The sequence below is a fragment of the Gemmobacter aquarius genome (assembly GCF_003060865.1).
In the GTDB taxonomy this organism is placed as follows: Bacteria; Pseudomonadota; Alphaproteobacteria; order Rhodobacterales; family Rhodobacteraceae; genus Paragemmobacter; species Paragemmobacter aquarius.
Genome location: NZ_CP028918.1, coordinates 3,681,168 through 3,694,576 on the forward strand (window position 1 = coordinate 3,681,168; position 13,409 = coordinate 3,694,576).

Annotated in this window: 15 protein-coding genes; 7 read left to right on the forward strand and 8 right to left on the reverse strand. The window is 64.3% G+C overall.

Annotation, left to right across the window (positions count from 1 at the left end):
- The first annotated feature begins 64 nt into the window (after positions 1-64).
- The gene (locus HYN69_RS17840; protein WP_108436933.1) at positions 65-1,372 is read left to right on the forward strand and encodes a FliI/YscN family ATPase; all 1,308 of its coding nucleotides are present in this window, start codon (positions 65-67) and stop codon (positions 1,370-1,372) included.
- 17 nt (positions 1,373-1,389) lie between these two features.
- Here HYN69_RS17840 and HYN69_RS17845 read toward each other — a convergent pair whose 3' ends face one another.
- The 6 genes from HYN69_RS17845 to HYN69_RS17870 all read right to left on the reverse strand — a co-directional run bounded on the left by HYN69_RS17845 (position 1,390) and on the right by HYN69_RS17870 (position 4,977).
- Positions 1,390-2,124, reverse strand: coding sequence for a DUF1217 domain-containing protein (locus HYN69_RS17845; protein WP_216824625.1), 735 nt, complete (start codon positions 2,122-2,124; stop codon positions 1,390-1,392).
- Positions 2,125-2,185: 61 nt separating this feature from the next.
- Positions 2,186-2,590, reverse strand: a complete 405-nt coding sequence (gene flbT, locus HYN69_RS17850; RefSeq protein ID WP_108436935.1) for a flagellar biosynthesis repressor FlbT — start codon at positions 2,588-2,590, stop codon at positions 2,186-2,188.
- A complete protein-coding gene (flaF, locus tag HYN69_RS17855) occupies positions 2,587-2,964 on the reverse strand; it encodes a flagellar biosynthesis regulator FlaF (RefSeq protein ID WP_108436936.1) in 378 nt (125 codons plus the stop codon). Before flaF ends, flbT begins: the two co-directional genes overlap by 4 nt.
- Positions 2,965-3,032: 68 nt before the next feature.
- Positions 3,033-4,250 (reverse strand): flagellin, encoded by a 1,218-nt coding sequence (locus HYN69_RS17860; RefSeq protein ID WP_108437300.1) that lies wholly within the window; start codon positions 4,248-4,250, stop codon positions 3,033-3,035.
- Between the two features lie 165 nt (positions 4,251-4,415).
- Complete coding sequence (locus tag HYN69_RS17865) at positions 4,416-4,721, reverse strand: hypothetical protein (RefSeq protein ID WP_108436937.1); 306 nt, start codon at positions 4,719-4,721, stop codon at positions 4,416-4,418.
- Complete coding sequence (locus HYN69_RS17870) at positions 4,708-4,977, reverse strand: rod-binding protein (protein WP_108436938.1); 270 nt, start codon at positions 4,975-4,977, stop codon at positions 4,708-4,710. Before HYN69_RS17870 ends, HYN69_RS17865 begins: the two co-directional genes overlap by 14 nt.
- A 105-nt stretch (positions 4,978-5,082) precedes the next feature.
- On the opposite strand from HYN69_RS17870, the gene HYN69_RS17875 reads away from it, so the two are divergent.
- From HYN69_RS17875 to HYN69_RS17885, 3 genes are read left to right on the forward strand one after another with little or no spacing between them, the layout of a single operon-like run.
- Positions 5,083-6,765, forward strand: a complete 1,683-nt coding sequence (locus HYN69_RS17875) for a flagellar hook-length control protein FliK (protein WP_108436939.1) — start codon at positions 5,083-5,085, stop codon at positions 6,763-6,765.
- A gap of 12 nt (positions 6,766-6,777) precedes the next feature.
- Positions 6,778-7,416, forward strand: coding sequence for a flagellar hook capping FlgD N-terminal domain-containing protein (locus tag HYN69_RS17880; protein ID WP_108436940.1), 639 nt, complete (start codon positions 6,778-6,780; stop codon positions 7,414-7,416).
- Between the two features lie 53 nt (positions 7,417-7,469).
- Positions 7,470-8,258 carry a phosphotransferase gene (locus HYN69_RS17885; RefSeq protein ID WP_108436941.1) on the forward strand — a complete coding sequence of 263 codons (789 nt, stop codon included), beginning with the start codon at positions 7,470-7,472 and terminating at the stop codon, positions 8,256-8,258.
- Here the strand turns inward: HYN69_RS17885 and ubiB are convergent.
- Entirely contained in the window at positions 8,255-9,781 is a 1,527-nt protein-coding gene (gene ubiB, locus HYN69_RS17890) for a 2-polyprenylphenol 6-hydroxylase (RefSeq protein WP_108436942.1), read from the reverse strand. The two genes, HYN69_RS17885 and ubiB, sit on opposite strands and share 4 nt — an antisense overlap.
- Positions 9,781-10,536 carry a bifunctional demethylmenaquinone methyltransferase/2-methoxy-6-polyprenyl-1,4-benzoquinol methylase UbiE gene (ubiE, locus tag HYN69_RS17895; RefSeq protein WP_108436943.1) on the reverse strand — a complete coding sequence of 252 codons (756 nt, stop codon included), beginning with the start codon at positions 10,534-10,536 and terminating at the stop codon, positions 9,781-9,783. Before ubiE ends, ubiB begins: the two co-directional genes overlap by 1 nt.
- Positions 10,537-10,622: 86 nt before the next feature.
- Between ubiE and mutM the strand changes: the two genes are divergently transcribed.
- The 3 genes from mutM to rpsT all read left to right on the forward strand — a co-directional run bounded on the left by mutM (position 10,623) and on the right by rpsT (position 12,765).
- Positions 10,623-11,489, forward strand: a complete 867-nt coding sequence (mutM, locus tag HYN69_RS17900; protein ID WP_108436944.1) for a bifunctional DNA-formamidopyrimidine glycosylase/DNA-(apurinic or apyrimidinic site) lyase — start codon at positions 10,623-10,625, stop codon at positions 11,487-11,489.
- A gap of 57 nt (positions 11,490-11,546) precedes the next feature.
- On the forward strand, positions 11,547-12,323 hold the full coding sequence (locus HYN69_RS17905) for an enoyl-CoA hydratase (protein WP_108436945.1): 777 nt from the start codon (positions 11,547-11,549) through the stop codon (positions 12,321-12,323).
- 160 nt (positions 12,324-12,483) lie between these two features.
- Positions 12,484-12,765 (forward strand): 30S ribosomal protein S20, encoded by a 282-nt coding sequence (rpsT, locus tag HYN69_RS17910; RefSeq protein ID WP_108436946.1) that lies wholly within the window; start codon positions 12,484-12,486, stop codon positions 12,763-12,765.
- The last annotated feature ends 644 nt before the right edge of the window (positions 12,766-13,409 follow it).

Sequence of the window (13,409 nt, forward strand, 5' to 3'; positions counted from 1 at the left end):
ACCAAGTTCACCAAGGCTTAAGGCTGATTCGCTAAGGAAGGGTGAAAGCGAGAAGGGAAAGCCGATGACACCCGACACATTCGACCCGCTGCGCGCCCGGATTGCGATGACCCGAGCCGTTTCGCGCCTTGGCCGCGTGTCGGGGCTTGGTGCGGGGGTGCTGCACGTGACGGGCCTGTCGCAGGTGGCCGCACTGGGTGACCGCGTGACGCTCGGGTCCATCGGGGCTGAGGTGATCGGCCTGAATCCCGAGGCGCTGACGCTGCTGCCCGACCATGCGGCCGAGGGCATCGCCATCGGGGCGGCGGTCACGCATCTTGGGCCTGCCATGCTGTCACCGGCTGACGGTTGGATCGGGCGCGTGATCGACCCCGATGGCAACCCGCTTGACGGTCGCCCGTTGCTGCCGGGGCCGGTGCCGCGCCCGCTGCGCGCCGATCCGCCCGCTGCGGCGCGGCGGCGGCGGCTGGGGCCGCGCCTGCCCACCGGGCTTGCGGTGTTCGACACGCTTCTGCCCTTGGTGCAGGGCCAGCGCATCGGGCTGTTTGCGGGGTCCGGCGTAGGGAAATCGTCATTGCTGGGTGCCTTTGCGCGGGGTGTGGCGGCGGATGTGGTGGTGCTTGCGCTTGTGGGCGAACGCGGGCGCGAATTGCGCGGCTTTGTCGAAGATGTGCTGGGCCGCGAAGGCATGGCCCGCAGCGTGGTGGTGGCGGCAACGTCCGACCAGTCGCCCCTGTTGCGGCGGCGCTGCATGATGGCCGCGATGACGGTGGCCGAACACTTCCGCGACCGTGGCGCGCATGTGCTGTTCCTTGCCGACAGCATCACCCGCTTTGCCGAGGCGCATCGCGAGGTGGCTTTGGCTGCCGGTGAAACTGCGGCCCTGCGCGGCTATCCCCCCTCGCTGTCGCATGCGATCATGTCGCTGGCCGAACGGGCAGGACCGGGGTCCGAGGGGGCGGGCGACATCACCGCCGTGCTGTCGGTGCTGGTCGCGGGGTCTGATATGGAGGAGCCGGTGGCCGATATCCTGCGCGGCACCATCGACGGGCATGTGGTGCTTGACCGCCGCATTGCCGAACGCGGGCGGTTTCCGGCGGTCGATCTTTTGCGGTCGGTGTCGCGCAGCCTGCCCGATTGCGCGTCAGGCGAAGAAAACGCGGCCATTACCGAAGCGCGGCGCCTGTTGGGCGCCTGGGACCGTGCCGAACTGATGGTGCAATCGGGGCTTTACGCCGCAGGGTCCGACCCGCTGACCGACCGCGCGATCCGGCTTTTCCCGGCGCTCGATGCGTTTCTGGCCGAAACCGCACCCCACGGCGGCATCGGGGCGAGCTTTGGGCGGCTGGGCGGGATCTTGGCACAAAAATAGTCTCTAACTTGGCCCGATCATATGCGCCGCAAAAAGCTGCGGGTTTGTGAAAGCAGGGTTAGCGCGGTCGATTGCGGCTGGGTTCGCGCCTCGCCGTTCAATAGAAATCGCCGGATCAGATCTTCGGTCTTTGCCGGGTTGGCGAATTGCGAGACGGTTTCGTTGCCAAAGGTCGTCGCGGCCTTGTCCCGCAGCATCCCGACCTGACGGTCGATGTCTATGGCAGCAAAGGTGTCCGGCAGGTTCAGCGCCTTTTGCATGACGGTTCGCAACGGCGGGTTGCCGATGATCCGCAGCCATTTCGTCGTTTCCGAAGCCGGTCCTGCCGCGAGTGCCGTCAATTCGCGCCGCGCGTTCAGGGCAAGGCGAAAATCGCCATTCTGCGCGCCCACCGCGCTTTCGAAGCGGCGTTCCTGCCATTGCTTCAAGGTTTTGTCCGCAAAGTCGGACAGTTTGGTATTCGGCACCGAGAAATCGCCGAACCCGAAGGCTTCGGTCAGGGCCTTGTAGCGCGGGTCGGCCAGCCGCATCGCCAGCGCGCCGGGTTTCAGCGTACCATCCGACAGCACCTTTCGGATAAATGCGCGGCTGTCGATATCTGCCTCCAGCCCAAAGGCTTCCAGCGCGACCCGCAGCAACCGCCGGTCGGCGACAAGCTGCTCGGCGGTGTCGATCTTGCCGATAGTCTGGCGGAAATACGCAACCTCGCGCTGGATTTCGGGCGCTTTCGCCAATGCTGCCTGCTGGGACACAGCGGTGCGCTTCAGAAAGCTCCACCCCCCGTGCCGCTTGCAGGCAGAACCGGTGAAAAGCTCATGACGGGCGGGTTGCCATCAGCCGTTCCTCGCGCGGAAGCAGTGCCCGCAGCGCCTTGAGCGCTGCGTAAAACTCGCCCTCGAGCACCGAGTGAGAGGCAAGGCCAAGCTGTGTCCTGCTGTCAGAATCTGTCAGGACTTGGCTTAGCTGCTCGATCCCGCGCAACAGTTGCAGGCGGATTTCCCCCGCTTCGGCATCGCCGGTCAGCACCAGTTGCGCCAGATAGCAGACGCGCCTGACCGGAGTGTTGGCATTTTCAGGGTGGATCGCATCGCGCAGCCGCAGGATGTTGGCGTTCGGCGTCACCACGGCGATGCGCGACCGCTTGTCGCCATTCTCGATCACCGCGCCGTTGATCAGCACCCGTTCATGCGGGCCGAGTTTCAGCACAAGGCCGCTCATGCCGTGCCCCCTTCGCCGCGTAGGCCGCGCATGACGGCGGTGTTGATATCGACAAGCACACCGACCGAAGACCGCCCTTCAAGGATGGCGCGGCTGTGTTCGGCGGTGAATTCGTACAGGTAGAACAGTTGCGCCCGCAACGCTTGAGGCAGGGCGTTCGACGGGTCGGCCACGTCTGCGCCAAGCACGGTCCACAGGCGCAGATTGGCATCGATCGCCTTTGCAAGAACCGTGAATTCGGTATCGCGGCGGCGCCAGGCCATGTTCAGATCGGCGGTGCATCGTGCGAGCAGATCGTATTCCACCGCGCGCGGGTTGCGTGCGGTCACGTCCGGTCGGGCATAGGCCCGCCGTGCCATAAGGTGGACTGTCATGGGTTTCTCCGCTGGTGCCAAAGGCTAGGGGTGTGGCGGGGGCCGGTCTGGCCGGCCCCCTGTGATCATCAGCGGAAGAGCGACAGAAGGTTCTGCGGCTGCTGGTTGGCGATCGAAAGCGCCTGGGTCGAAAGCTGCTGCTGCACCTGAAGCGCCTGCAGCCGGGCCGAGGTTTCCTCCATATCGGCATCAACCAGCGAGCCGATCCCGGCTTTCAGCGAATCTGTCAGTTTGCCCACGAAATCGGCCTGGATACCGATGCGCTTTTCCACCGAACCGAAGGACGCAGCCGCATCGATCGAGGTTTGCAGCATGGTTTCGATGCTGCCAAGCGCGGTGGTCGCGCCATTTGCGGTCGACACATCGATCGACGACAGCGCACCCAGCCCGCCCGATCCGGCGTTGCGGTACTGCCCGCTGACGGTCAGGTCAGTCGTGCTGTCGTTGGTGAACACCAGCTGGCCGGGGTTTGCGCTGTCGAAATCGACCGTCAGGCCACTGACCTTGAGCGCATCGATGGCATTCTTCATCCCCACGGCCACGAGATCGGGCACCGAGTTGCTGCCACTGGCGATATCAGAGTCGGTGATCGTATAGGACGCTTGCTTTTCCCCGATCCGCATCGTGATCTTGTCGCCCGCCGCCCATGCGTTCGCCCCGTCGGCGATGGTGATGTCATCGGACCCGCCGCCACTGTCGAGCGACAGCACGAAGGTATCGGCATCGGCTGAAATCGTTCCGCCGGTGCTGGCGCTGAACACATCGTTTGCCGTGTATTCGCCGGTCGACAGGTCTTCGGCCGTGACCGTGATGGACGAAGCCGAAACCCCCGTCGCCGACCGGTCGAGCGAGGACAGGACATCGACGCTGGTTTGGCTGCCGTTCACAAGGTTCAAGCCGTTGAACTGCGCCGCGCCGACCACCGATTCGATCTGTTGGCGAAGCGCGACGATGTCGGTCTGGATTTTCGTCCGGTCGACGTTGTCTTCCTGCGCGGCGACGATCTTTCCTTTCATGTCGGTCAGAAGTTTCGTCACCGTTTCCGAAGCCTGACGCGCCACGGCCACCGTGGACGAGCCGAGCGACAGGCTCGACGAGATGCCCTTGAATCCTTCGACATCCGATTCCATCACCTTGGACACGGCCCAGACGGCGGCATTGTCCTTGGCGCTGCTCACCGATTTTCCGGTCGAGATTTCAGACTGCGTCTTGCTGAGGTTCGCATTGATCGACTTCATGGTTTGCAACGCGACCATCGCGCTGTTGTTGGTCAGGATCGAAGACATGTTGCGTCCTTTCGTGCGGCGCGTGTTTTGCGACCGCTTTGGAAATGGCGGCTTCTGGCCGATGCGGTCTTTGCCGCGCCATCCCGTCGGGGATGCAAGCACCACTAAAGCGCGGTGCGTCCTAAGCCTTTGCTAACGGCGCGGTTCGAATAGCTAAAATGCAAGTCAAAGCCGGTGCGTCCGGGCTGCGGCAGCAGAATGGTCGTGCTTTTGGCCCGCGCTGTCATAGGTCGTCAGGGTCTGGCCGTTTCGCAGTGCATCGATGCGCCGTCGGGCGGCCCGCAACCCCTTGATTGTGGCATCAAGCAAGGCAGCATTGTCGCGCGCCCGTTTGGCGATACGGGTCAAAGTTGCGGGGTCTGTGGGCGCAGAAACAGTCTCTAACATTGCAGAAAATGCAGCAAGGCGGGAATAATCGCCCGCCTTCACCGCTGAAAAGACATCATCCACAAGCGATTCAAGCGGCGTCATCCGTGCCCCCCATCGAGCGGAACAACGCTTCGGTCAGGCCCAGCCCGCCGGATTGCACGATGGCCTTGGCCTGAGCCTCGCGCAGGAACGAGGCGAACTGTTCTTCGCCGGTGCCTCCGCCGAAATCCTTGCTTGGTGTGCCCAGACCGGCGGCTTGCAACATTTCCGACAGGAAGGCCGCTTCCATCTCGGCTGCCTTTGCGCGCAGGGGCGACGGGGTGTCGGGCAGGTGCGGGGGCGGGACGGGTGTGATCATGCGCGGCTCCATTCTGGGCGTTGGCACAAGAATGGCTATGTGCGGTAAAGAATTCCGTAACGCATCTGCGTCAGAACCAGGTCACCAAGACAGAAGGTCTGCCGGATGATTCCCGAATTGATGGTCCTGCGTGTGGCTGCCCCGCCTTCGCCTGACGCAAAGGCCATTTCGCTTGCCGACCCGACGGCCGAGCCGGCGTTTGGCGATCTGGTCGACGATATCGTAGCCAAAGAGGAGCCGCCGCCGGTCATCGATGTTGGCCCGCGGCACCTTCTGCCCGATTGGCCGGTCGATCCAACCGGATTGACTGCAGCACCGGTGGATTTGGTGCCCGCTTTGGTTGCGGTGGCTGGACCGCTTGTCGCAAAAGACGATGCTGCCTTGGTTATCCCAGACGCATACGACCCGCCCGAGGCGATGGGCAAAGGCGCGACCCGCCCCGACTTCGGTCTGCCCCCGCCGGTTCTGCCAGATGTGACCCGCAGCGCTGCCGCTGCCCATGTGCCTGCGCCTGGCCATGGCAATGCGGGTGCGGTGGAACCCTTGCCAGTGCGCGCTGTGGCAGAGGCAGCCGTGAGCTTCGGAACCACTCGGGCCTATGGTCCGTCCAAGCAGGGGCAGCCGGTCGACCCTGCAAATGCCAAGCTACAGGCGCCCGGCAGTCGGGAACGGCCCATCCCGGCATCGCCTGATGCAGTGGAGGGCAAAGTTACGGGTGGCGAAACGCCGCCAAGCGCCTCGGCGGTGTTGTCGCGTGCGATAGCGGCTGGGTCTGGGGTAACACCTGCAACAGCGCCGGTGGGCGGCTTTGCACAGGGCACAACACCCTTGTCAGAAGATGTGCTGCGCCAACCCGATGCCTTTTCTGAACGGTCGGTGCAGGCTGACCGCGCTGTGCCGCCCCGGCCCGTACCGGACGGTGCTGGCCGAAACCGCATCCTGCCCGATCGTCCAATACCCGATGCCGACCCGGTGCTGCAAACGACCGCCGTTACAGGCAAGGCGGGCACCCTGCCAAAGGCTGGGCCGCCAGATGACCCAAGCGCGCCCGCCAAACCCGTATCTGCGCCGGCTGCGGTTGTGCTGCCCCTGTTGCAAGCCCCGGCGCAGGTGACGATGATCCCGCAGCCGCAGCCGCAGCCGCAGCCGCAGCCGCAGTCGCCGGCCAAGGGCGCGGTGCAGGCGGATGCGGCACCCGCCACGGGTGGAGTGCCGCGAACGTCTGATCCTTCGGCCACATCCGGGCCGGCGCCGGATACATCAACCGGCACCAAAGATGCAGTCGCGCATTTGCCCGACCGGACCGCTGGCGCATTGCCCGAAGCCCCGGCCTTTGCCCCCTCTGATCCGGCTTTGCCGCTTCGGAACGATCCCCGGCCGGTCGAGGCGCGGCACCCGGCCCAACCGATGCCGCCTACCGTCGTGCCCATGCTTGTCGATGCGGCCCGCGCCCTGCCCGACGCGCCGGTGACGCTGACGTTGACGCCCGAAGATCTGGGTGCCCTGCGCTTCGAGATGCAAAGCCGGGGCGACACGATCCACGTCTCGCTGACGGTCGAGCGGCCCGAAACGCTCGACATGCTCCGACGCCATGTCGAGCAGCTGACCGGAGAGTTCAGGCAAGCCGGTTTCGCCAATGCGTCTTTCTCGTTCGCAGGGGGATGGGGCGGCGGCGGGCAAGAGCGTGCGGCAGGCGCAGGCTACGCAACCCGCACCGTGGATAAGGACGAAAGCCCCGTGGCGCGGGCAAGCAAACATGTGAACGGCGGGCTGGACCTGCGGCTATGAAAGGATAAGGCAATGGAAATCACCGCGACCACCAACACGGCTAAACCCGCAGTGAAACCTGCAATCAGCGCCGATTTCGACACGTTCCTGAAAATGCTGACCGTGCAGATGACCAATCAAGACCCGCTGAACCCGATCGAGGGCTCCGATTATGCGGTGCAGCTTGCCACGTTCTCAGGCGTGGAACAGCAGGTGAGGACGAACCAGTTGCTGGCCGATCTGGCCGCGCAAAGCAGCCTTTCCAACATGACGCAGCTTGCGGGCTGGGTCGGGCAAGAGGCACGGGTGGCTGCGCCGGTCTGGTTCGAAGGCGGCGCGGTGACCGTGATGCCAAAGCCCGCCGCGATGGCCGATGCCGCGACGCTGGTGGTCAGCGATGCCTCGGGCGCTGTCGTCGCGCGTGAGGAATTGCCGCTTGGCGCCGCGCCCTACCGATGGCTTGGCGCAGATGCGGCGGGCAACCCCTTGCCGCGCGGGCAATACCTGTTGCAGGTCGAAAGCCGTCAGGGCGACAGCGTCTTGCAGACCGAACTGGTCGAATCCTACGCCCGCATCACCGAAGCGCGGCGCGGGGCCGAGGGTGTGCTGTTGGTCTTGCAAGGCGGGATCGAGGCCAAGGCGACCGATGTGACCGCGCTTCGCATGCCCTGATCTGCGCGTCGTGACCCTTGCGCGCTGGCACAAAGCGGGTAAGCGTCCGCCCGATGGACGACAGGCCCGAAACCACGCAGACCGCGCTGATGCGGCTTGACCCCGCGCTGAAAGCCGGGGATTGGCAACCGCTTGCCGGCGGCCGGACGAACCGGCTGTGGCGGGTGGGGCGCTTTACCGTCAAGCAGTTCGATGCGGCGGCAGCGTCGGCCCTGTTTCCCAACGATGCAGGGGCCGAGGCGCGGGCGCTGACGCTTTTCGCGCCTTTGGGTCTTGCGCCACGGTTGCGGGCAAAGGGGGCCGATTGGCTGATCTATGACCATGCCGAGGGGCGGCCCTGGGCGGGCGATCCGGCACCCGTGGCGCGGGCGCTGCACCGTTTGCACGGCGCGCAGGTGCCGCAGGGCAGTTTTCGCTTGGCCCCGAATGGCAGCGCCGCCGTGCTGGCCGATGCGCGGCGCATCCATGCCTTGCCCGATGCGCCGCCCGATCCCGCGTGCCCTCCGGTTCCGCCGGTTCCGATCCATGCCGATGCCGTGGCGGGCAATATCATCGACACGGGCGCAGGGCCGCTGTTCATCGACTGGCAATGCCCCGCCATGGGCGATCCGGTCGAGGATTTGTGCACGCTTCTATCGCCCGCGATGACATGGCTTTACACCGGAAAGCCGCTTGATCCGGCTTGGGCGCAGGCGCTGTTGCGCGCCTATCCCGATGCGGAAACGGTGGCCCGTGCGCGGGCCATGCTGCCGGTCTATCGCTGGCGCATCGCCGCGCATTGCGCTTGGAAAGCGGCGCGGGGCGACGGCGATTATGCAGCCGCCCTGAAGCTGGAGCTTTAGAGAAAGGTGCCCAGCCCGATGCCTGCCGCAAAGATCACGAAAGCGGCGGGAATCAGATACCAGCGCGACCGGCGCACCTTGACCAGCACCTTGGGCCGGTCGGCCTGCGCGATCAGGGCCGCTTCGACCAGACGCGGCAGTTTCGGGCCGAAGCGCGACAGGATGCGGGCGGTCTGCGCCAGATCGCGCAGCAGGGCGGCGGGGCCGATGTTTTTGGCCACATAGCTTTCCACCACGGGGCGGGCGACCTGCCAGATGTTCATATGCGGATCGAGGCTTCGGGCCACCCCTTCCACCACAACCATCGTGCGTTGCAGCAGGATCAGGTCGGTGCGAGTCTCCATGCCAAAACGTTCGGTCACGTCGAACAGATAGGCCAGCAGGCGCGCCATCGAGATGCGGCTGGCGTCCATGCCAAAGATCGGCTCGCCCACAGCACGCAAGGCGCGGGCGAATTCGTCTATGTCGCGGTCGGCGGGCACGTATCCGGCTTCGAAATGCACCTCGGCCACGCGGCGGTAATCCTTGCGGATGAAGCCCATCAGGATTTCGGCATAGACGCGGCGGGTGTATTCGTCGATCCGGCCCATGATGCCGAAATCATAGGCGATGATCGCCCCGTCGGCCCCGACCTTGAGGTTGCCTTGGTGCATGTCGGCGTGGAAATAGCCGTCGCGCAGCGCGTGGTTCAGGAACAGCGACAGCACGCGGGCGGCCAGAACCTTGCGGTCCAGCCCCGCCGCATCGATGGCGGCATTGTCGTTCATGCCGAAGCCTTCGGCCCAGCCCAGCGTCATCACCGTCTTGCCCGACAGGAACCAGATCGGTTTGGGGACGCGGAACCCTTCGTCCTTTTCGGTATTGGCGGCGAATTCGGCGGCGGCCGATGATTCGAGCCGTAGGTCAAGCTCGCCCATCACCACGCCTTCGAAATGCGCGATCACCTCCATCGGGCGCAGGCGGCGCGAGGCGGGAGCGACGATCTCAATGGTGCGGGCGATCAGGTAAAAGGCGTCGATATCCTTGCGGAAGGCGCGTTCGATGTTCGGGCGCAGCACCTTGACCGCCACTTCCTCGCCGGTTTCGGCGATGCGGGCACGGTGCACCTGCGCGATTGATGCGGCGGCGACGGGTTCGGAGAATTCACTGAAAATCTGGTCGACCGGCAGTTCCAGTTCGGCCGCGATCATCGCCTTGGCGACATCGGTCGAAAACGGGGGCAGGCGGTCTTGCAGGTATTTGAGCTGCTGCGCCAGTTCCTCGCCCACCACATCGGGGCGGGTCGAAAGGATCTGGCCGAATTTGATATAGGCGGGGCCAAGTGCTGTCAGCGCACGGGTGGCGGGGGGAAGGTCGGGGTCACCCTTTAACCCCAGCCATTTGAACGGCCAACCGACGACATGCGCCAGAATACGCAGGCGCGGCGGGGCGCGGAACGCTTCCAGCACGACATCCATCGCGCCGGTGCGTTCCAGCGTCGCGCCCGTGCGGATCAGCCGCCAGATGTTGTGCGGTCCGCGCATCAGATCTTCCAGCCGGAATGAAGGGCGGCGACACCCATCGTCATGTTGCGGTATTTCACCTGCCCGAAGCCTGCGCTGCGGATCATGCCGGCGAAGGTGTCCTGATCGGGGAATTTGCGGATCGATTCGACAAGGTATTGGTAGCTGTCACGGTCATTCGCCACGATCTGGCCCATCACGGGGATCACGTTGAAGGAATAAAGATCATAGGCCTTTTGCAGCATCGCATTCGGGATATGGCTGAATTCCAGCACCATCAGCCGGCCACCGGGGCGCAGCACGCGGTAAGCCTCGGCCAGCGCGTCCTGAATACGGGTGACGTTCCTGATGCCGAAGCTGATCGTGTAGACGTCGAACGAATTGGCGGGCAGCGGCAGCGCCATGGCGTCGCCCACCACCCAGTTCAGCCGGTCAGCCTGATGTTCGGCCTCGGCCCGTTTGCGCCCTTCGACCAGCATTGATTCGGTCATGTCGAGCACGACCGCCGACGACCCCGCCGCACGCTTGAGGAAGCGGAAGGCCACATCGCCCGTCCCGCCCGCCACATCCAGCAGGCGCTGGCCGGGGCGCGGGGCCAGCCAGTCCATCATCGCGTCTTTCCACAGGCGGTGCACGCCGCCCGACATCAGGTCGTTCATCACGTCATAACGGCTGGCGACACGGGTAAAGACGCCATGGACCATTCCGGCCTTGGCCGATTCGTCGACAGTCTGGAACCCGAAATGGGTGGTGCCTTGCGCGGTGTCGTCGTTCATCTGCTCTTGCCGTTCCTTGCTTCGCCCCTTCCTTATAGGGCTGAAGTCCGGCGCTGCAATGCGCCCCAATGTCATCAGGACCAGCCATGCCCGAACTGCCCGAGGTTGAAACCGTCCGCCGTGGACTTGTTCCGGTGATGGAGGGGCAGGTGATCACGCAAGCGCAGGTGAACCGCGCCGATCTGCGTTGGCCCTTTCCCGACCGGATGGCCGACCGGCTGACGGGGGCGCAGGTCATCGGCTTGCGGCGGCGGTCAAAGTATATTCTGGCCGATCTTTCCACCGGCGAGACACTGCTCATCCATCTGGGCATGTCGGGCCGGATGCTGATTTCGGCGCCGGACGGTGCGCGTGCGGCGCTGGGCGAGTTCCACCACGTCCATCCCGCACCCGAAAAGCACGACCATGTGGTCTTCGACATGGCGAACGGGGCGCGTGTCACATTCAACGACGCGCGGCGGTTCGGCGCGATGGATCTGATGGCGACGGCAAAGGCCGGGGCGCATCCGCTTTTGGCGGGGCTGGGACCGGAACCCTTGGGCAACAGCTTTGACGACACCTATCTTGCGGGCAAGCTGAAGGGGAAGAACACGCCGATCAAGGCGGCGCTTCTCGACCAGCGGCTGATCGCGGGCTTGGGCAACATCTATGTTTGCGAAACGCTGTATCGTTCGCGCATCCATCCCGCCACGCTTGCGGGAAAGCTGAAACCCCGCCAGATCGCGCAGATGGTGCCCATCATCCGCGACGTGCTGGCCGAGGCGATCGAGGCGGGCGGATCATCCTTGCGCGATTACCGGCAGGCCGACGGGGAACTGGGCTACTTCCAGCACAGTTTTCAGGTCTACGGACGCGAGGGCGACCCCTGCCTGACGCAAGGCTGCGACGCGGTTGTCCAGCGTATCGTGCAATCGGGCCGGTCCTCGTTCTTCTGCCCCGTTTGCCAGAGGTGACTTGCCAAAGGAAAGGTTGCTGCTAGGACATAGCGCAACGTGAACCCGGGGGACCCAATGGCCTATGAGACGCTGCTCGTCGAGGTCGAGGATTATATCGCGACCATCCGCCTGAACCGGCCCGATGCGCTGAACGCACTGAACACCAAGCTGATGCAGGAACTGGCTGTCGCGCTGGCAGCCGCCGATGCCAACGAACGGGTGCGCTGCATCGTGCTGACCGGATCGGAAAAAGCCTTTGCCGCCGGTGCCGATGTGCGCGAAATGGCGTCCAAAGGTTATACCGACGTCTTTTTCGACGATCTTTTCGGCCCCGAGGCCGAGGCGATTGCCCGCATCCGCAAACCGATGATCGCGGCGGTGGCGGGCTATTGTCTGGGCGGCGGATGCGAGCTTGCGATGATGTGCGATTTCATCATCGCAGCCGACACCGCGAAATTCGGCCAGCCCGAAATCAACCTTGGCATCTGTGCCGGAATGGGCGGCACCCAGCGCCTGACCCGCGCCGTGGGCAAGGCCAAGGCGATGGACATGAACCTGACGGGCCGTTTCATGGACGCGGCCGAGGCGGAACGTTCAGGTCTGGTCAGCCGCGTCGTGCCCGCAAAAGAGTTGATGGGCGAGACGATGAAGGCCGCGACCAAGATCACGCAAAAGAGCATGCTTGCGGCCATGGCGATCAAGGAAACGGTCAACCGCGCGCAGGAATCGACGCTGCGCGAAGGGCTTTTGTTCGAGCGGCGGGCCTTTCACGCGCTCTTTGCGTCCGAAGACCAGAAAGAGGGCATGGCGGCCTTTCTGGAAAAGCGCGAACCGCAGTTCCGCGACCGTTGACCCCTTATTTTCCTGTTTCCTTTCGCTGTGATTTGCCCTAAAGGCCACGGCACATGCGTGTGGGCCCGCTTAGGCAAGATGATTCCCGTAACTTCAGACGGGGCCTTGGGTCTATTTTCGCTATCGAATTGAAACGACAGACCCTAGGAAAACCAGCCAGATGGCAAATACCGCCCAGTCCAAAAAGCGCGCCCGTCAGTCCGAAACGCGCTACGCGATCAACAAAGCCCGCCGCTCGCGCATCCGCACCTTCCTTCGCAAGGTCGAAGAAGCGCTCGCTTCCGGCGATCAGGCCGTTGCGGCCGAAGCCCTGAAGAACGCACAGCCCGAACTGCAGCGCGGTGTGTCCAAGGGCGTGCTGCACGCCAACACCGTTTCGCGCAAGATCTCGCGCCTCGCGCATCGCGTGAAGGTTCTGGCGACGGCGACTCCGTCTGCCTGATCCGGCCATCCGGCCAAAAGAATCGGCAGGGCGCATCCCGCAAGGGCTGCGCCCTTTTCCGTTTCGCCGGCCCGCCGCCGTTTAGGCGATTCCGGTGCGGTTCCGCCTTGTCCGCCTCGCTAGCTATCGGGGTCGAGTGGCGCTTTTGCACAGGGGTTTGGATTCGGTCGCAGCAACCTTCTGTCAAGCGCGAAGATCGGTTGCGGACGGGTTCACGGGCTTGCTACCGTTACCCTGCGATTCACTTCGTCTTGGGGGACATAACGGGGTCGCAGACTGGATTTTTCAGGTTCGCCAAGCTGCCAAGCCGTGTCAGACCTGAAAAAAACTGTGTGCGATCAACCGGTTGTGCTGTCTGCTAACGTTTGCAGAACACATAGCCGCATCGGTCGGATCTGGCGCGAGCCGATTCCCGACCGGTCTGGAAATGCCCGGCTTTGCTGCCGGTAGCCGCGCGTTCGGGTTTGCTTCTTTGCGAGGCATGCCAGAGCGCAGGACACCAGTCGTATTGCCTTTCGGTGCCCTGTGCCCCGATGTCCGATCCGAAGTGCCGCGCTGTGAGGTGTGTGGGTGGTGAAAACAACAAAAGAGGCGCAGGGGAGGTCCCCGTTTCAAAAGCGCCTCATCGGACGGGTCAGAAAACT

Bases quoted from the DNA above. Each gene is read 5' to 3' on its own strand.
- ubiB (WP_108436942.1), bottom strand. From the start codon at position 9,781: ATGCGCGGACCGCACAACATCTGGCGGCTGATCCGCACGGGCGCGACG.
- HYN69_RS17875 (WP_108436939.1), top strand. From the start codon at position 5,083: ATGATTCCCGAATTGATGGTCCTGCGTGTGGCTGCCCCGCCTTCGCCT.
- HYN69_RS17870 (WP_108436938.1), bottom strand. From the start codon at position 4,977: ATGATCACACCCGTCCCGCCCCCGCACCTGCCCGACACCCCGTCGCCC.
- flbT (WP_108436935.1), bottom strand. From the start codon at position 2,590: ATGAGCGGCCTTGTGCTGAAACTCGGCCCGCATGAACGGGTGCTGATC.
- flaF (WP_108436936.1), bottom strand. From the start codon at position 2,964: ATGACAGTCCACCTTATGGCACGGCGGGCCTATGCCCGACCGGACGTG.
- HYN69_RS17880 (WP_108436940.1), top strand. From the start codon at position 6,778: ATGGAAATCACCGCGACCACCAACACGGCTAAACCCGCAGTGAAACCT.
- HYN69_RS17885 (WP_108436941.1), top strand. From the start codon at position 7,470: ATGGACGACAGGCCCGAAACCACGCAGACCGCGCTGATGCGGCTTGAC.
- rpsT (WP_108436946.1), top strand. From the start codon at position 12,484: ATGGCAAATACCGCCCAGTCCAAAAAGCGCGCCCGTCAGTCCGAAACG.
- HYN69_RS17860 (WP_108437300.1), bottom strand. From the start codon at position 4,250: ATGTCTTCGATCCTGACCAACAACAGCGCGATGGTCGCGTTGCAAACC.
- HYN69_RS17905 (WP_108436945.1), top strand. From the start codon at position 11,547: ATGGCCTATGAGACGCTGCTCGTCGAGGTCGAGGATTATATCGCGACC.
- HYN69_RS17865 (WP_108436937.1), bottom strand. From the start codon at position 4,721: ATGACGCCGCTTGAATCGCTTGTGGATGATGTCTTTTCAGCGGTGAAG.
- mutM (WP_108436944.1), top strand. From the start codon at position 10,623: ATGCCCGAACTGCCCGAGGTTGAAACCGTCCGCCGTGGACTTGTTCCG.
- ubiE (WP_108436943.1), bottom strand. From the start codon at position 10,536: ATGAACGACGACACCGCGCAAGGCACCACCCATTTCGGGTTCCAGACT.
- HYN69_RS17840 (WP_108436933.1), top strand. From the start codon at position 65: ATGACACCCGACACATTCGACCCGCTGCGCGCCCGGATTGCGATGACC.